The sequence below is a fragment of the Burkholderia metallica genome (assembly GCF_902832845.1).
GTDB classification, from domain to species: Bacteria; Pseudomonadota; Gammaproteobacteria; order Burkholderiales; family Burkholderiaceae; genus Burkholderia; species Burkholderia metallica.
The window spans coordinates 79,703-98,631 of the sequence record NZ_CADFDB010000016.1; the positions used below are offsets into that span (position 1 = coordinate 79,703).

The following is an 18,929-nucleotide window of genomic DNA, read 5'->3' on the forward strand; positions in this document are numbered from 1 at the left end:
CGCGGCGAATCGATCAATCCTTCCCGAATCCCCCGAGCACGAACGCCATCGCGCGGTCGACCGCGTCGTCCCATTTGCCGACGTGCGCGGCGCGCACGATCCGGATGCCCGGATAGAGCGCGGTGCGCGAGCCGGTTTCCCAGCGTGCGTCGGCTTTCGGGCTGAGCAGCAGGACGGCCGGCACGCCGAGCGCGCCGGCTAAGTGGATGTGCGCGGTGCAAGTGGTCACCACGGCGTCCAGTGCGAGCATCAGCGCCGCCAGGTCGCTGAAATCGCCGATCGCGTGATGCGGGAACGTCACCGGCAGGTCCGACTGCTCGGACTGCGCGGACAGGTCGCGATTGATGCAGTACGCGGCGTGGCCGTGCAGCCGCGTCAGCGGAGCGAGGTCGCGCAGGCTGGCCGCGCGATGGAAGCGCGCATCGCTTTCGTCGCGGCCGCGCCAGTTGAGCCCGATGCGGCGCGTGCCGGCGGCATGGCCGTCGCGCGACACGCGTTCGCGCCACGCCGCCACGTGCTCGGGCGGGCAAGACAGGTAGGGCGCCGACGATCCCGTCGGCGCCGGTGCGTAGCCGAACTCCGCGGCGAGCACCAGGAACGAGCACCAGTAGTCGTGCGCGATCTGCGACGTGTCGACCCACGCGCCGTGTGCGCCGATGAATTCGACGTGCGGGAACGTGTGGCGCAGCAGGCCCGTCAGCGCGTCCGGCACGACGACCGTCACGTCCGTGCAGCCGAGCGTGTCGAGCGCGTGCAGGTAGCGCGCGTACTGGAGCTGGTCGCCGACCCCGCCGTAGCTGAGCACCAGCAGCCGCTTGCCCCGCAGCGGCTGGCCGCGGTAGAGCCGCTCCGTCGGCAGTCCAAACTGTGCGGCCGTCAGGACGTTTTCACTTGCAATGGTCGCGCGGGCCGCTTCGGCGCGCCGGCCGGCGCGCAGCAGCAGCGCCGAGCGCGCCAGCTCGATGCGGCCGCGCGTCGCGTCGGGCAGCGCGTCCGTATCGCCGAAATGTTCGAGCGCCACGAGCCCGGCGTCGGGCGCACCGGCGAAGCCGTAGCACGACGCGAGCTGCAGCGCGATCGCATCGTCGTCGAGCCCGCGGCCGCGCGCGCGTTGCCAGCGGGCGATCGCATGTCCCCACTCGCAGCGCGATTCGTGGTCGAGCGCGCGGTTCCAGTTCGCTTCGGGCGCGTCGGCATCGACGTTGGCGGCAGGCGCTGCCGGGGGCTGTATGTCGGCTTCGGCCGTCGTATCGATCGCGACCGGTTCGAGCGAGATGGTCAGCCGCTGCCGGTCCCAGCGTGCGTTCGGCACGCACAGCAGGTTCAGCGTGTCGGCCCGGTAGAACGTATAGTCGAGGCCGGCAAAGGTCGCGAGGATCGGCGCCTCGCCGACTTTCCAATATTCGATCCAGCACCACGGCAGATGTGTCTCGATCAGCCGGCGCGCGCCGCGCAGCGCATCGATCTCCATCCCCTCGACATCGAGCTTCAGGAAATCCAGCCGCGGCAGCCCGAGCGAATCGAGCGTGACGACCGGCGTCGGCGTGCCGCCTTCCGCATGCGCGTCGACGAGCGAGACCACGCCGAAGTCGGCGTCGCGCCCGTAATCGACGTCGGGCACCTTCATCGTGCCGTTGGTGCCGGCAAGTCCCATGTTCAGCAGATGCACGTTGTCGAGCTCGTTGAGCGCGAGGGTGCCGCCGAGCGCATGGCACAGCGTGCGCTGCGGCTCGAACGCGTAGACGCGGCCGCCGCGCGGGCGCAACCGATGGGCGATCGGCACGCACACGAGCCCGGCATTCGCGCCGCCGTCCACGGCGATCGCATCGTCCGGCAATTGATCGATCACGCTCAGGATCGCGTCGAGCTCGCCCTGGATGTGCGGCCGCCCGGTCTTGATCAGCGCCTCGGCCTGGAACGCGCAATGCCGGTTGATGACGAACGGGCCGTGAATCGAATCGATCACGACGAAATTGCGGACGGCCTGGTTCATGGCGCGGTAGTGTGGACGAATGAGGTCAGCCGAGCGCGCGGTCGGCGAACAACTGCCGGATCTGCGCGGAATACGCGTGGACGTTGTGGTCGGCGAGCGCGTCGACCTGGTGCAGGCAGCGGCGGGCCGCGGCCGCGTAGTCGTCGAGCCGCGCGTCGTGCGTCTGCGCGGCGGTCGCGATCGCACGCGCCGCGTCGAAGATCTCGAAGTCCGGGTAGTAGTAGCCGACGTCGCGCAGGAACGGCGAGTTGTGCACGAGCGGATAGTTGCCGTACAGCGCGTCGTACAGCAGGTAGTTCAGGCCGTTTTCCCAGTGATGGGACACGACGATGTCGGTGTGATGCGCGGCCCACGCGACGAACGGCGCGCGCACGTCGGCGGTCGCCTTGCCGTCGCGCACCATTTCGAGCCCGAGCGCGAGATGCTTGAAGGCGACGTTTTCCTTCTTGTCGAACGTGTTGGTCATGAACACGTGCTCGACGAGCTCCGGATGCTCGACGTAGCACGCGTTCGCGGCAAGCATCGGCACGATCGAACTCTTCACGACGTTCAGGTTCGGTTCGAAGAACGCGATGCGCTTCGCGGTGCCGTGGTTGCGGTAGCCGAAGCGTGCCTTCAGTTCAGGATCGGCGTCGAGGCTGCGTTCGATGAAATACGGCGACCAGATGTGCGGCAGCTCGATCACCGGCGCGCGATAGACGGCCTGGAAATACGCGGCGCACGTATGCATGTGCTGCGGGTTGGTCCAGATCTCGTCGAACTGCACGCGGTTCGGGTTCGGCCGCCACTGGTTCTTCTCGAAGTTGATCGTCTCGACGGCGATCACGTAGTCGTTGCCGAAGCGGTACGACACGCACTTGCCGCCGCGCCGGCGCACGGCGTCCGTGTGGGTCGAATCGATGAACGCGTTCATCTCGATCAGCAGGTCGGTCTGGTGGACGACGCTCGACAGCGGCCGCAGCGCGTCGCCGAACGCGTCCATCATCAGCGCTTGCGGATAGTCGGTGATGCCGTCGTCGTGCGCGAGCCAGACCTCGCCGATCAGCGGCGAGCGCTTCAGCAGCATGTACAGGTACACGCAGTGCTGGTTCGCGCCGTTGTACCAGATCGACTGGGTCGCGTCGCGCTGCACGTTCATCGTTATCGCGACATTGAGTTTCATCGGGGCGGCTCCGTGGGGCGCGCGGCTTATTGCGCGAAATTCTGCGATTGGCGCGGGACGTAGCCCGTCAGGTGCCAGCGGCCGTCGTCTTCGAGGCGGAAGCTCAGCTTCTCGAACACGGTCGCGCCGCTCGTGAGCGTCGTCGCAAAGTCGAGGTTCGCGTAGAGCCCGTCGGGCATCGCCGCGGCATTCGTGTAGCGAATGCGCGTGATCTGCGCCCAGCCGCGACGGCTGACCGCACCGACCGACTGGCGGGCATGCTGCATGTCCGCCGCGAACTGGTCCTGCTTGATGCGCGCCTTCACGAACGCGGCGGCGTCGGTCCACACTGCGCCGTACTGACCGGCGTCGAGCTGCTTGAACACCGTATCCGAGTCGCGGAGCAGCGCGTCGGCCGATTCGCCCGACGATTGCGCATGCGCGCAGATCGCAATCGACGCGACGGCGCAGCCGATCAGCCATTTGGCGCGGGTGAGGGTCGTGCGTGTGCTCATGTCGGAGTCCGGAATGGGCGGCGCGTCACGCGTCGCGATAGAGGGTGGCGATCGCGTCCGTATAGGCGGCGACGTTCTCGGGGTTGTAGATGCTCACGGAACTGAGCACGTGCTTCGACTGCTCGCGGTACGCGTCGAGATTCGCATCGTGCTCGGCGAACGCCTTCAGCAGCGCGCGGCCGCCGGCCTGGCAGTCGAAGTCCGGATAGAAATACCCGGCCTTGCCGAGGAACGGCGAGTTGTGGATCAGCGGGTAGTCGCCGTACAGCAGCTCGTAATACAGGTAGTTCTGCGCGTTTTCCCACGTGTGCGATACCACCGCATCGCCGTACGCGGCCATGAACTCGTACACCGCGTAACGGCTTTCGAACGTCGTGATCCCGTGGTTCACGATGTCGAGGCTCTTCGCGAAGTGGACGAACGTCGCATGCTCCTTCAGGTGCAGCGTGTTGCACACGCGCACGAACTCGAGGAAATCGGGCTTCGCGCGATACGCTTCCTCGGCCACGAGCATCGGAATGACGCTCGTCTTCACCATGCAGATGTTCGGCTCGAACATCGTCACGCGCCAGCGCGGCTTGCCCGGCTGATAGCCGAACGACAGCCCGGCGCCGAGCGTCGCGCGCGCCTTGTCGAACAACATCGGGTGCCAGATGTGCGGGACGATCGTGACGGGTGCACGCAGGCCCGTCTGGTAATAGTGCAGGCACGAACGCTCGAATTCGGGAATCGTCCACACGGCGTCGTACGGCGCGCCCGAGAACAGAAAACCCGACGGCTTGTCGAACATCGCGCGTTCGATGTCGATCACGTAGTCGTTGCCCACGCGCATCGTGACGACCTTGCCGCCGCGCTCGCGGAACGCGCGCAGGTAGTCCGCGCCGAATTGCGCGCTCATTTCGATCAGCACGTCGCAGCGCTGCAGCGCTTCGTCCATCGACAGCAGCGGCACGTCCCATTCGCCGAGCATCATCTGCGGATCGGCGACCTGTTCGCCGCCGTTCACCATCACCGCTTCGGCGACGAGCGGCGACTGGCGCAACAGCAGGATCAGCAGCAGGCAGTTCTGGAAGATGCCGTTTTCCCACAGCGACTGGCCGGCGCCGCGCACGAACAGCGACACGCCGACGACGAGACGTTTGCCCTCGCCGGGCGCTTGACGGGCATTGGAGTCCGACATGCGTATTCTCCGGTTCAGGCGACCAGACGCGAGACGAACGCGTCGAGGTTCGCGGGGTTGTCGATCGAGACCGACTGCAGCAGCCGGCCGGCCTTCGTGCGGTAGTCGTCGAGGCGTTCGTCGTGATGCAGCCACGCGTCGAGCAGCGCGCGGCCGCCCGCGGCAGAATCGAAGTCCGGGTAGTAATAGCCGGCATCGCCGATCAGCGTCGAGTTGTGGATCAGCGGATAGCCGCCGTACAGCACGTCGTAATACAGGTAGTTCTGCCCGTTTTCCCAGTGGTGCGACACGACCGCATCCGCGTGGCGCGCCATGAAGCCCGGCAGGTCGAGGCGCGGCTCGAAGGTCGCCTTGTGCTGGCGCACGAGATCGAGGCTGTTCGCGAAGTGCACGAAGGTCGGGTGCGTCTTCATGTGCAACGAATTCACGACGAACATGTGTTGAACCGCGTCCGGACGCGCGCGATAGAACTCGTCGCACGCGAGCATCGGGTAATGGCAGGACTTGGCGACCGAGATGTTCGGCTCGAGCATCGCCAGTTGCCACGGGCGGCGGCCGGGCCGATAGCGGAACGTCGCGCCTTCGGCGGCGAGCGCGGCGATGCGGCGCTCGAGGAAGTACGGCGACCAGATATGCGGCATCAGGTGGACCGGCGCCCGCAGGATCGTCTGCAGCATCGGCGCGGCCGTCTTGTCGTATTGCGGCAGCAGCCACACTTCGTCGAACGGCGCGCCGTTGAAGACGTGGCCCGACGGCTTGCCGAAGATCGGGGTTTCGCACAGCCCCGCATAAACATGCCCGCAGAAGAACGCGGCGATTTTCTTGCCGAGCGCCTTCATGTGCCGCAGCCATTCGACCGGCAGCTGCGCGCCCATTTCGATCACGACGTCGAGTTCGTGCGTGACGTCGGAGGGCTTCACGAGCGGGATGTCGAGGCCGTCGAGTTCGAGGCCGGCCGGCAGCGCGCTGGCGTCGCCGCCGTTCAGGAAGTAGACGGGGCCGACGCGATCCGAGCGCTTCAGCATCATCGCGAGGAACGCGATGTTCTGGTGGATGCCGTTTTCCCAGATCGCCTGGCCGTCGCGCGCAAACAGCGAGATGCCGACGGCCGGCCGTTGCTTGCGGGTGCCGCCCGAGGCGGCTTCGTTGATGTCCGTCACCGGTTGGTTTCCTCTGCGGCGTCGTGCGTCAGGGCATCGCGTCGAGCGTCTGGCCTGGAAGCGGCGCGCCGTGGATTGTCATGGTTGCATGTGCACCGTGCGCCGCGGCGGGCGAATCGGGCGACGTGGCTTGCCGGGCGGCAGCCGGATTCCGGCATGTCGACGGGCGCGCCTGGCACGGCGCGCGGTTCGGGCTGATTCGGGCGGGCTGCCCCGGCGGCTGTCTGCGGCGATTGTGGCACGGAAACCGTCGTTTTTGGTGTCGCGTGACGAACTTTGACATACCCGCCGCCCAACGGAAACGGGCGCCGACGAAGCGGCGCCCGGCGTGTCCGGCGAAGGTCGGGGCCGGCCCGGCACGACGCTGGCGGCCTGCCGGGGCGGGGTGCCGCGCGCGGCGGCAGCCCGCTCAGTGCTGCAGACGGATCTCGACGCGGCGGTTGCTGGCGCGGCCTTCGGGCGTCGCGTTGGACGCGACCGGATCGGCCTTGCCGCGGCCGGTGACCGTCAGCCCGTCGGTCTTCAGGCCGTGTGCCTTCAGGTAGGCCGCGACGGCTTCGGCGCGGCGCTTCGACAGCGCGAGATTGTAGTCGTCGCTGCCCACCGAATCCGTGAAGCCGGTGACGGTGACCTGCGAGTACGTGTGGTCTGCGCGCTCGTTCAGCAGCCGGTCGAGCGATTCGCGCGCGGTCGGGGCGAGCGTCGCGTGGTCGGTCGCGAACAGCGCGTCGCCCGACAGGTTCACCTGTTCGACGACGGCTGCCGCCGGCGCGGCGGCCGACGCCGCTTCGGCCGGCGCCGCGCCGCACTGGAACACGAGCGTCGCGGGATCGGATTTGTCGCGCAGCGCACGGGCCGAGTCGACGGCGCGCACCGGCTCTTCGCCGCAAATCTTGCGGGCGGCCTTCATGCAGGTCTGCGGGCCCGACAGCAGGCCGTGGCAATCCACCTGGAAGGTCCGCACGCCGTCGCGCGGCTGCAGTTCGGAGGCGCTGAAGGTCGGGCCGGATGCGGTCGAGCACGCGGCGAGGGCCGTTGCGGAAAGTGCGAGCGCAAGAGCGAGTTTGTTCACGGTTACTTCCTCAATGCTTGGGTTGACTGAAGCCCGCCACGGGGCGCGCGGCGGGCTCGTCCGGCCGTCGGGGCCGCCGCGGGCCGTCCGGCTGGCGAGCCGGACGGCCTGGCGGCGCGACGCGTTACTTCCACTGGTACAGCATGCCGGCGCCGATCACCTTCTGACCGCCGCTGAAGCCGCCGTTGACCGACGCCTTCAGGTTCTCCGTGATGCGCGCCTGCATGCTGACCGCCATCGCCTTCTGGCCGAGGAAGGTCGACGTGCCCACGCCCATCCCGAAGTTGGCGTCGCGATCGAGCTGCGGGATCGACGCCATCGCACCGACGGCCGCGATACCCTGCTTCGCCATCTGGTCGGTCTGCTGCAGTTGCGAACCCAGCGAGTTGATCTGCGCCTGCTGGCCCGACAGTGCCGTCGACAGCGTCGTCTGCACCTGCGTCAACTGGTTCACGTTCACCGCGTCGGTGCCTTGCGTACCCGGCGCGACGTTGATGACCTGGCGCTGCTGCGTGTCGCTGCCGACCGATACGACGTTCTGGCGGTTGCTGTCGGTCGAATTCGCGCCGATCGCCACCGAGTTCGAGCCGGCAGTGACCTTCGGCGCATCGCTGCCCGTACCGTTCATGTCGGCCGCGATGCCGTTGTTGTTGGCGGCACGCGTCTGGTTGTTGTTGATCGTCGTCGACAGCTGGTTCAACGTGTTGTTGATGTTGTTCACGCCGGTCGACAGCGACGCCACGTTGCTGTTCGTCGTGCTCAGGCCGGTGGACAGCGAGCCGATGCCGGTCGAGGTCGACGTCGACAGCGAGTTGACGTTGCTGTTCGTCGTGCTCAGGCCCGTCGACAGCGAGTTGATCGCGGTCGAGGTCGATGTGGACAGCGACGCCACGTTGCTGTTCGTCGTGCTCAGGCCGGTGGACAGCGAGTTGATGCCCGTCGACAGCGACGCGACGTTCGACGCGGTCGACGTCGACAGCGCATTCACCGCGTTGTTCGTCGCGTTCAGCTGGCTGCCGTTGATCGCGTCCGTGCTCGTGTCGGAGATCCGGCCGGCGGCGACGTTCGTGATCTGGCGTTCCTGGCCCGGTGCGCCGACGCTCACCACGCCGACCGGCGAGTTGCCCGCGAAGAAGTACTGGACGCCGCCGATCGTGGCGCTCGACGTCGGGTTCGCGGTGCTCGTGACCGAGTTCGCGCCGAGTGCGATCGAGTTGGCGACGTTGGCCTGCGCGTTCGTGCCGAAGGCGAGTGCGTCGGCGGCCGTGGCCTTCGCGGCCGAGCCGTAGGCCTGCGCGCCGACGGCGCTGGCCGTGGCCTGGCTGCCGAGTGCGATCGTGTTGTCGGCGAGCGCCTGGTTCGAGCTGCCGAGGGCGAGCGCGCTCGCGCCGTTGGCCGTGTTCGCGTTGCCGAGCGCCACTGCGCCGTTGCCGGTCGCCGTGTCGTTCGCGCCCATCGCCACCGCGCCGGTACCCGTTGCGATGCTCGGGTCGCCGATCGCGACTGCGCCGTCGCCGCTTGCCGTGTTGCCGGAGCCGATCGACACCGCCTTGCCGCCCGATGCCGATGCGTTCTGGCCGATCGCGACCGCGCCTGCCGTCTGCGCGTTCGAACCGTCGCCGACTGCCACGCTGCTGTTGCCGGCCGCGCTGGCGTTCGTGCCGGCTGCCAGGGCGTTGACGCCCGTCGCGCCCGTGTTGTCGTAGTTGCCTTGCTGCGTGCCGTTGTCGTTGACGCTGTAGTAGTGCGTCTTCGCGGCATTGATCGCGGTCGAGGTCGAGGTCGACAGCGAAGCGACGTTGCTGTTCGTGGTGCTCAGGCCGGTGGACAGCGAGCCGATGCCGGTCGACGTCGACGTGGACAGCGACAGGATCGTGCTGTTCGTGTTGCTCAGGCCGGTGGACAGCGAGTTGATGCCGGTCGAGGTCGAGGTCGACAGCGACGTGATCGAGCTGTTGGCCGACGACAGGCCGGTCGAGGTCGAGGTCGACAGCGAGCTGATCGAGCTGTTAGCCGACGACAGGCCGGTCGACGTCGAGGTCGACAGCGAGCTGATCGAGCTGTTGGCCGACGACAGGCCGGTCGAGGTCGATGTGGACAGCGACGTGATCGAGCTATTAGCCGACGAGAGGCCGGTCGAAGTCGAGGTCGACAACGACGTGATCGAGCTGTTGGCCGACGAGAGGCCGGTCGAGGTCGAAGTCGACAGCGAATCGATCGAGCTGTTAGCCGAAGACAGACCGGTCGAAGTCGAGGTCGACAGCGACGTGATCGAGCTGTTGGCCGACGAAAGGCCGGTCGAGGTCGAAGTCGACAGCGAATCGATCGAGCTGTTAGCCGACGACAGGCCGGTCGACGTCGAGGTGGAAAGCGACGTGATCGAGCTGTTAGCCGACGAAAGACCCGTCGAGGTCGAGGTGGACAGCGACGTGATCGAGCTGTTAGCCGACGAAAGACCCGTCGAGGTCGAAGTCGACAACGACGTGATCGAGCTGTTGGCCGACGAGAGGCCGGTCGAAGTCGAGGTCGACAACGAAGTGATCGAGCTGTTAGCCGACGAAAGACCCGTCGAAGTCGACGTGGACAGCGACGTGATCGAACTGTTGGCAGACGAAAGACCCGTCGAGGTCGAGGTCGAGAGCGACGTGATCGAGCTGTTGGCCGACGAGAGGCCGGTCGAGGTCGAGGTCGACAGCGAATCGATCGAGCTGTTAGCCGAAGACAGCCCGGTCGAGGTCGAGGTCGACAGCGACGTGATGGAGCTATTGGCCGACGAGAGGCCAGTCGAGGTCGAGGTCGACAGCGAGGTGATCGAGCTGTTGGCCGACGAGAGGCCGGTCGAGGTCGAGGTCGACAGCGACGTGATGGAGCTATTGGCCGACGAGAGGCCAGTCGAGGTCGAGGTCGACAGCGAGGTGATCGAGCTGTTGGCCGACGAAAGGCCGGTCGAAGTCGAAGTCGACAGCGAATCGATCGAGCTGTTAGCCGACGACAGGCCGGTCGACGTCGAGGTGGACAGCGACGTGATCGAGCTGTTGGCCGACGAAAGACCCGTCGACGTCGAGGTCGACAGCGACGTGATCGAGCTGTTAGCCGAAGACAGACCGGTCGAGGTCGAGGTCGACAGCGACGTGATCGAGCTATTAGCCGATGAGAGACCCGTCGAGGTCGAGGTCGACAGCGACGTGATCGAGCTGTTAGCCGACGACAGGCCGGTCGAAGTCGAGGTCGACAGCGACGTGATCGAGCTATTAGCCGACGACAGGCCGGTCGAGGTCGAGGTCGACAGCGACGTGATCGAGCTGTTAGCCGACGACAGGCCCGTCGAGGTCGAAGTCGACAACGACGTGATCGAGCTGTTGGCCGACGAGAGGCCAGTCGAAGTCGACGTGGACAGAGAGTCGATCGAGCTGTTGGCCGACGAAAGACCCGTCGAGGTCGAAGTCGACAGCGACGTGATCGAGCTGTTTGCCGACGAAAGACCCGTCGAGGTCGAGGTCGACAGCGACGTGATGGAGCTGTTTGCCGACGAAAGACCCGTCGAAGTCGACGTGGACAGAGAGTCAATCGAGCTGTTGGCCGACGAAAGACCCGTCGAGGTCGAAGTCGACAGAGACGTGATCGAGCTGTTTGCCGACGACAGACCGGTCGAGGTCGAGGTCGACAGCGACGTGATCGAGCTGTTTGCCGACGACAGGCCGGTCGAAGTCGAAGTCGAGAGCGACGTAATCGAGCTGTCAGCGGACGACAAGCCGGTCGACGTCGAAGTCGACAGCGAGTCGATCGAGCTGTTTGCCGACGACAGGCCGGTCGAAGTCGAAGTCGACAGCGACGTGATCGAGCTGTTTGCCGACGAGAGGCCCGTCGAAGTCGAAGTCGACAGCGAGGTGATCGAGCTATTAGCGGACGAGAGGCCCGTCGACGTCGAGGTCGAGAGCGACGTGATCGAGCTATTAACCGACGAAAGGCCAGTCGAGGTCGAAGTCGACAACGAAGTGATCGAGCTGTTGGCCGACGACAGGCCCGTCGAGGTCGAGGTCGAGAGCGAAGTGATCGAGCTGTTAGCCGAGGACAGACCCGTCGAAGTCGAAGTCGACAACGAAGTGATCGAGCTGTTAGCCGATGACAGACCCGTCGAGGTCGACGTGGACAGCGAAGTGATCGAGCTATTAGCCGACGACAAGCCGGTCGAAGTCGAGGTCGACAGCGATGTGATCGAGCTGTTAGCCGACGAGAGGCCCGTCGACGTCGAGGTCGAGAGCGACGTGATCGAGCTATTGGCCGACGACAGGCCCGTCGAGGTCGAAGTCGACAGCGAGGTGATCGAGCTATTAGCGGACGACAGGCCCGTCGAGGTCGAGGTCGAGAGCGAAGTGATCGAGCTGTTAGCCGATGACAGACCCGTCGAAGTCGAAGTCGACAACGAAGTGATCGAGCTGTTAGCCGACGACAGACCCGTCGAGGTCGACGTGGACAGCGAAGTGATCGAGCTATTAGCCGACGACAGGCCCGTCGAGGTCGAGGTCGAGAGCGAAGTGATCGAGCTGTTAGCCGAGGACAGACCCGTTGAAGTCGAAGTCGACAACGAAGTGATCGAGCTGTTAGCCGATGACAGACCCGTCGAGGTCGACGTGGACAGCGAAGTGATCGAGCTATTAGCCGACGACAGACCGGTCGAAGTCGACGTGGACAGCGAGGTGATCGAGCTGTTAGCCGACGAGAGGCCCGTCGACGTCGAAGTCGACAGCGATGTGATCGAGCTATTGGCCGAAGAGAGGCCGGTCGAAGTCGAAGTCGACAGCGACGTGATCGAGCTGTTAGCCGACGACAGCCCCGTCGACGTCGACGTGGACAGCGACGAAATGGCGCTGGTCGCGGAACCAACTTGTTGGGCGACCGAGTAAAGCTGGCTGCCGTTGATCGCGTCGGTACTGGTCGGCGTTACCTGGCCGGCGGCGACATTGGTGATTTGTCGCTCCTTGCCCGCGCTGCCGACGCTGACGGTGCCGGCCGGCGTGGAGCCTTGGAATCCACCGAACGTAACGCCGTTTACAGTCGCGCTGCTCGTGCCGACGGCCGGGCCGGTCTTCGAATTGGCGCCGAGTGCCACGGAATTGCTGTCGCCGGCATTGGCGCCGTTGCCAATGGCAATCGAATCGTTGGCGCTGGCAACGGCGGCGGTGCCGATCGCGATGGCGTCGGTGCCGGACGCGGTGCTGTCGGCGCCGGTCGAGTTCGCGTGGAAATACTTGATGCCCTTGCTGTTGATGTTGTCGATCGCCGAGCCCACGCTGTTGGCCGTCGCCGTCGTGCCGTCGGCGTTGTACGTGGTGTACGCCGGCGCCGAGACTTTGCCGGTCGTCGGGTCGTACGTCGAGCCGCCGCCGAGTGCCGACGCCGTGCTGGTGCCGAGATTGTCCGTCTTGGTCGAAACCGTGCTCAAGCCGGTGGACAGCGAGTTGATGCCGGTCGAAGTCGACGTGGACAGCGAGGTGATCGAGCTGTTGGCCGACGACAGGCCGGTCGACGCGGACGTGGACAGCGAGTTGATCCCGGTCGAAGTCGACGTGGACAGCGAGGTGATCGAGCTGTTGGCCGACGACAGGCCCGTCGATGCGGACGTGGACAGCGAGTTGATACCGGTCGAAGTCGACGTGGACAACGAAGTGATCGAGCTGTTGGCCGACGACAGACCCGTCGATGCGGACGTGGACAGCGAGTTGATGCCGGTCGAAGTCGACGTGGACAGCGACGTGATCGAGCTGTTGGCCGACGACAGGCCGGTCGATGCGGACGTGGACAGCGAGCTGATGCCGGTCGAAGCCGACGTGGACAACGAAGTGATCGAGCTGTTAGCCGACGACAGACCCGTCGAAGCGGACGTGGACAGCGAGTTGATGCCGGTCGAAGTCGACGTGGACAGCGACGTGATCGAGCTATTGGCCGACGACAGGCCGGTCGACGCGGACGTGGACAGCGAGTTGATGCCAGTCGAAGTCGAGGTGGACAACGACGTGATCGAGCTATTGGCCGACGACAGCCCCGTCGATGCGGACGTGGACAGCGAAGAGATCGAGCTGTTGGCCGACGACAGGCCGGTCGACGCGGACGTGGACAGCGAGCTGATGCCGGTCGAAGTCGACGTGGACAACGAAGAGATCGAGCTGTTAGCCGACGACAGGCCGGTCGACGCGGACGTGGACAGCGAGTTGATGCCGGTCGAAGTCGACGTCGACAGCGAAGTGATCGAGCTGTTAGCCGACGACAGGCCCGTCGATGCGGACGTCGACAGCGAGGTAACCGAGCTGTTTGCCGAGCTGATACCGGTAGACAGCGAGTTGATGCCAGTCGAAGTCGACGTGGACAGCGACGTGATCGAGCTGTTGGCCGACGACAGACCGGTCGAAGTGGACGTTGACAACGAAGTAACCGAGCTGTTAGCCGAGCTGATACCGGTAGACAGCGAGTTGATGCCAGTCGAAGTTGACGTGGACAGCGACGTGATCGAGCTTGTGGCCGACGACAGGCCCGTCGACGTGGAGGTCGACAGCGAAGTAATCGAGCTTTTTGCCGAGCTGATGCCGGTAGACAGCGAGTTGATACCAGTCGAAGTCGAGGTGGACAGCGAAGTGATCGAGCTGTTAGCCGACGACAGGCCAGTCGACGTGGAGGTCGACAGCGAGGTGACCGAACTGTTGGTCGAGCTCAGGCCAGTGGACAGCGAGCTGATGCCGGTCGAAGCCGACGTCGACAGGCTGCTGATCGCGCTCGTCGTCACGCTCATCCCGGTGCTGAGCTGGGAGACGGTGACGGCATCCTGCGGCGCCGAGCCGTCGGCGACGTTCGTGATACGGCGCAGTGCCGTTGAGCTGCCGACCGAAACTTCCGACAGTGGCGCAGCGCTGCCCGTCAGATAGCCCGTTCCCGCCGGCGCGGCCGTGCCGGTCACGCTTCCCGCGCCGATCGCGACGCTGGACGCGTAATTGGCCGTGCTGCTTGCGCCGAGCGCCAGGGAGTTGGTGCCGGCGGCCGTCGCGCCATAGCCGAGGGCGGACGCGCCAGCACCACCCGCCGTGGCCGCCGAACCGAGCGCCGTCGCGTTGTTGCCTGCCGACGTAACGGCTGCGTTTGCACCGATCGCGATACCCGACGTCGTCGCGGAGTTGACGTTCGAGAAGCGGCCCACCGCGATTGCATTCGTGCCTGCCGCAACCGCGCCGCCGGTGCCGGAGCTGTTGCCGCCGCCGATCGCGATTGCGCTGGAGCCTGATGCCGTGGTGTCGTTGCCGACTGCGGTTGCGCCCGTGTTCAGTGCCTTCGCGCCGGAGCCGATACCGATTGCACTTGCGCCGGTTGCCGTCGTGGCCTGGCCGAATGCCTGCGAGTAGTTGCCCGATGCCGTCGCGTTTGCGCCGATTGCAATCGACGTTGCGCCGCTGGCCGTTGTCGTGCTGCCGTTGTTGCCCCCGATCGCGATCGCCTGGCCGCCAGTTGCGGAGACGCCGCCCCCACTATTGCCCGCCACATACTGCGCGTGCGCGACGTTGCCGGCTGTTCCCGCGACGAGCACAGCGGCTGCGACGGCCCTGACGACGGCCGACTTGTTCGGCTTTCCCCGTGCCGAATCGTGTTCCGACGCGGCGACCCACGCGCCAAGGGCTTCGTTCCAGATCGAGCGGTATGTGCGGTTCATGTCCTGCTACCTCCAAATATGCACGCCACACACCGGTCTCTTTCGTTAGAGGAATATTCCGTGCGTTCGCGCGAATCTCAAAATTGATGGGCGGAGTTTATTGGAGGAGGATTTATAAGATTGCTAAAAAGTGACAAATAGCGGGTTGGTAAAGTTAAAGGATGGTTAATAAGTCGTCTTTTGATGTATTGGGTTCGAATGTATTTGAAGGTTGTAAGAATGATAAATGAAGGATTCGAATCATCTGCTGCACATCCAATGTTTCTCATAAAAATCAATGAGTTGCTGTCGATATGTGCGATGGATTACACATGGAAACGTCTCAAACGTAAGACAAATGAAATGGCAAACGTTTGCGCGATGATGGATTCTTTCATCTTTGTAATTTTTGAGAATGCGCTGCCGGATAATTCAATTGTATTTTTATTAATTTGTTAATTTTATGTTTTTCACGCAGTTTGATTTTAATTTATTTAATTAACTGCCAATCTCTTTAATTGGAAATCCCGACTACCGGACTATGCTGATCTGCGCATCTCGTCCGCTGCGATGGTCCGCGCGGCGGGCGTTCCCGGCGGGTTGGCGCGTCGAAGTTGTAAAAAAGTGCTACGGCGTGATGAACTTGTTCACCATCATGCATTTTCGAATTTGTCTTATTGACTATTTCCGTCGTGGTGGTAATGCAGCGGTGTTCGCAGAGGGTACGAATCAATCAGGGAGGCGTGACCTGCTCCTGCTGCGGGCTTGCGGGGGAGGAGGTGTTAAAAACGCCGGCCGGGCGTCGGCGGCGACGTTCCCGAATCGTCAAATTTCGGGTGCGACAATGTGTCCGCGCGCCCCGAAACGTCGAAGAAAAAAGGGCGGGAATAAATGTGTCGGATGCGCGACATTCGGCAGCCGGATGCACGTCGGTGCGATCCTGCGCCGTGTCCGGTGGAGGGGCTTCGAGCGGGTGTCGGGCCCGCACAGCACAGGTAACGGGGTGCGCGCGATGCAAATACGACGAACGCGCACTACTGAAGTCCGAACCGAACGGGACACGCGGCGCGGGGCACGGAACAGACCGAATGCGTCGATCACTGCGTGTCGCGCCGCTGCACGCCCGGACGCGGGGCGATGCGATTGCCCGCGTCCGGATCGGGCCGGAATTCAGCCCGCCTCGCCGTTTCGATCGCCGATAACCTTGCCCGATCGCTCGACCTGACCACCGGCAACCGGGCAACCGGACGACCGCGGGCAACCGCGCGATTGCCCGCAGCGGCTGCGTTACTTCCTGAGAAACCGCAGCGCGAGCCGCGCCATCCGCGGCACGAACATCGGGCGCAGCAGGCGCTTGTCGTATCCGGCCATCCGCCGGTCGTTCTCCTCGAGACACAGCGCGATCAGTTCGCGCGGGTTCAGCGCGTCGCCGATGTCGGCGGTGCCGGTTGCCGGAAAATTCGCATCGCGCGCCGCGCCGTCGGCGTCGATGCCGCGCGCGATGCTCATGCGGTCGCGGATCAGGCACACCCATACGGCGGCGACGCGGGCGAAGAACCACGGCCGGCGCCACCACGGCATCGTGCGCCAGTACCACGCGTACCAGTTCACGAAGAACAGGATGTGGCGGCCTTCTTCCTGGATCACCGGTTCGAAGGTCTCGACGAGTTCGGGCGGGAAATAGCCGGAGCGCTGCGCGGAGCGGAACAGGCCGAATGCGAAGAAGCTGTCGATGCATTCGCTGAAGCCCGTCATCATCCACGACCATTCGGGATCGGTGGGCGCCGGGTAAGCCGGCTCGGGCGCGAGCCGGATACCGTACGCCTCGACGAGCTTCGACAGCACGACCTTGTGGCGCGCTTCCTCGTTGCCGTCCATCTCGAGCGCGCGGCGCAGCAGCGGATCGCCGATCGTGGCCGCATAGGTCGCCACGCGGATCGATGCGCGGCCTTCCGTTTGCACCGCGATGTCCCAGATCGGCAGCGACGTGAGCCGCCTGAGCTCGGCGGGCTTGAGCGCTGGCCAGTCGATCACCGCCGGCTTGTACGGGTTGTGTGTGTCGAGCAGCATGCGGCAGAACATCTGCTTGTGCGCATCGGAACCGATCCGGACCGGACCTTGCCTCTCGAAGGTCCAGTTGCGCATTGCGTGATCTGCGGCTGCGTGCTCTTCCTGCAGCGTGTCACTCATGGCTATTGTTATGCGATTACGGATCGAAAGATTCTTACATACCTTCCGTAAACGCGTATTTTCGAGCGGCGATGCGCAGGCCGGCCCCGCGTGCATCACGCGTGCGTGTCGACCCAGAGGCGACCCCAGCGGGACGCGTAGGCCAGCGCGTGTTCTTCCTCGAAGAAGAAATCGATTGCGTCGAACGACACGGAGCGCGGCGACGGGCCGCTGCTCGCCTTCTCGATCGTCAGGTTGGCGGCGAACAGCCCGTTCGGCAACCGGGCGGCAGCGGGGGCGACTTCATAACCCTTGTAGCGGATCGTACGGTTCATGGCGTGCGCGGAGAGAGTGCGGAGGTTCAGCGTACGAAAACCCGCCTGCGGCGTGAACCAATCTTTCGGCCAATGCAAATCACGCGGCGGGCCGAATCGTTATCGGCACGGGGGTGCGGGAAAAGAGCGATCTAGGAGAAGCGTCGGCGTGCGCGGCGCATGGCCGCTCGGATGTGCGCCGCCCGCGCCGGCGAAGCAGGTCGGCCGGGCGCGGGCGGTGGAAGGCGGGAGACTTACTGGTTGGCGATCTTCAGCACGGGCGCGAGCGCATCGACCGATGCCGCATGCGATGCCGCACGGTGCGACGCGAACGCGAGCGCGAACTCGGCCGCTTGCGAGCCGACCGTTTCGAGCTGGGCGACGACCTTCGGATCCGAGCAGCTGTCGGCGCTGTCGAAGCGCGTTTCGAGCGTGTTCACGGTTGCGCCGAACGGCGTCGGCCAGCCTCGCAGCGCGTGCACGATCGAACGCAGCGACGTCAGCACGGTGCCGGCCGCCTGCCAGCCGTAGGCGGTGACGATCAGGCCGACCGCGCGCCCGTCGAGGTACGGACGATCGTCCGCGCGCAGTTCTTCCAGCGTGTCGAGCGCGTTCTTCACGAGGCCGGAAACGCCGCCGTGATAGCCGGGCGTCGCGATGATGATCGCGTCGGCTTCGCGTACGGCGTCGATCAGTTCGCGCTGCGCGTCGGTCAGCGTTTTATGTTCGGGGGCGTAGTGCGGCAGCGTATGCAGGAACGGGCCGTCGAACAGGCGCGTACGTGCGCCGGCGGCCTGCGCGCCGCGCAATGCGAACGACAGCGCGCGTTCGGTGGACGACGCTGCCCGGGTGGTCCCGCCAATGCCGACGACGAACGGGCGGCGGTGCTGATCGAATGCAGTCAAGGGGCGCTCCTTGGGGATGGCTTGCCCGGCTAAGCACAGGCTTAAAACCAGATGGTAACGACCCCGACGCCACTCTGAAAACGACTTTTCGTTCTATCGATATGCCGCGCGGCAGGGGCAATCGTGTGCGCGCCCGCCCAGATCGATAGCAGAAATGCTTGGTTGGGACGGCGGGCCGCGGTCGATAAGATGGGCCCGTCTCCTCCATGATGTCTCTACTGACATGGGTTGGCCCCGCCGCGCGGATGCAGGCGGGGCTTTTTTTCGTCCCGTTCCGGAAAAGGGGGCGCGATGTACCGGGCCGTGGCCCGTTACGCGAACACCGGCCGGAAGAAGCTGCGCTCGTAACTGACGATGCAGCGCGTTTCCTCCGCGTAGCGGAACGCCGCCTGACAGGCCGGATCGTCCATCGACCGTTCTCGGTAGCGCTCGTATTCGGCGAGGCTCGGGAACGAGAACATCGCGAGCGCGATGTTGTTCGCCCCTTCGGACGGCAGGAAATAGCCGTGATGCGTGCCGCCGAACCGCTCGACGAGCGGAATCCACATCTGGCCGTAGGTTTCGAACTGGTCGAGCTTGTACGGATCGACGACGTAGCGAAGGTAGCAGGTGATCATGAGCGCGCCCGGGGCAAGGAGGAATCCGCGAGTCTGGCGGGCGTTGCCGCATGTGTCAACGGCGCATGCCGGTGAGCGGTGCCGTCGCGCGATGCGTTGCTTGCGCGGGCAACGAACGGCATTCCGTCATGCGTTCGCCGCGACGCGCGCAGCGTTGCCGCACGCACCGCCGCCACCGTTTCTTCCGCTCG

At 65.1% G+C, this 18,929-nt stretch carries 11 protein-coding genes; all 11 read right to left on the bottom strand.

Features of this window, described 5'->3' with window-relative positions; genetic code table 11:
• Positions 1–13: 13 nt before the first annotated feature.
• Positions 14–1,993, bottom strand: a complete 1,980-nt coding sequence (locus HWX08_RS31555; RefSeq protein ID WP_174921844.1) for an FkbM family methyltransferase — start codon at positions 1,991–1,993, stop codon at positions 14–16.
• A 25-nt stretch (positions 1,994–2,018) separates the two neighbouring features.
• A complete protein-coding gene (locus HWX08_RS31560; protein WP_069260713.1) occupies positions 2,019–3,155 on the bottom strand; it encodes a DUF2827 family protein in 1,137 nt (378 codons plus the stop codon).
• 26 nt (positions 3,156–3,181) lie between these two features.
• Positions 3,182–3,649 carry a DUF4019 domain-containing protein gene (locus HWX08_RS31565; protein ID WP_174921845.1) on the bottom strand — a complete coding sequence of 156 codons (468 nt, stop codon included), beginning with the start codon at positions 3,647–3,649 and terminating at the stop codon, positions 3,182–3,184.
• A 25-nt stretch (positions 3,650–3,674) separates the two neighbouring features.
• Complete coding sequence (locus tag HWX08_RS31570; RefSeq protein WP_069260711.1) at positions 3,675–4,829, bottom strand: DUF2827 domain-containing protein; 1,155 nt, start codon at positions 4,827–4,829, stop codon at positions 3,675–3,677.
• A 14-nt stretch (positions 4,830–4,843) separates the two neighbouring features.
• Positions 4,844–5,989 (bottom strand): DUF2827 domain-containing protein, encoded by a 1,146-nt coding sequence (locus HWX08_RS31575; RefSeq protein WP_174921846.1) that lies wholly within the window; start codon positions 5,987–5,989, stop codon positions 4,844–4,846.
• 409 nt (positions 5,990–6,398) lie between these two features.
• Positions 6,399–7,061 (bottom strand): OmpA family protein, encoded by a 663-nt coding sequence (locus HWX08_RS31580; RefSeq protein WP_174921847.1) that lies wholly within the window; start codon positions 7,059–7,061, stop codon positions 6,399–6,401.
• Between the two features lie 124 nt (positions 7,062–7,185).
• Complete coding sequence (locus tag HWX08_RS34650) at positions 7,186–14,754, bottom strand: YadA-like family protein (RefSeq protein ID WP_175806995.1); 7,569 nt, start codon at positions 14,752–14,754, stop codon at positions 7,186–7,188.
• 1,266 nt (positions 14,755–16,020) lie between these two features.
• Entirely contained in the window at positions 16,021–16,923 is a 903-nt protein-coding gene (locus HWX08_RS31590) for an aminomethyltransferase (RefSeq protein WP_069260706.1), read from the bottom strand.
• A 95-nt stretch (positions 16,924–17,018) separates the two neighbouring features.
• The gene (locus tag HWX08_RS31595) at positions 17,019–17,237 is read right to left on the bottom strand and encodes a transcriptional regulator (protein WP_069261235.1); all 219 of its coding nucleotides are present in this window, start codon (positions 17,235–17,237) and stop codon (positions 17,019–17,021) included.
• Between the two features lie 233 nt (positions 17,238–17,470).
• The gene (locus HWX08_RS31600) at positions 17,471–18,121 is read right to left on the bottom strand and encodes an NADPH-dependent FMN reductase (RefSeq protein WP_174921848.1); all 651 of its coding nucleotides are present in this window, start codon (positions 18,119–18,121) and stop codon (positions 17,471–17,473) included.
• Positions 18,122–18,432: 311 nt separating this feature from the next.
• A complete protein-coding gene (locus HWX08_RS31605; protein ID WP_174921849.1) occupies positions 18,433–18,738 on the bottom strand; it encodes an NIPSNAP family protein in 306 nt (101 codons plus the stop codon).
• Positions 18,739–18,929 lie beyond the last annotated feature (191 nt).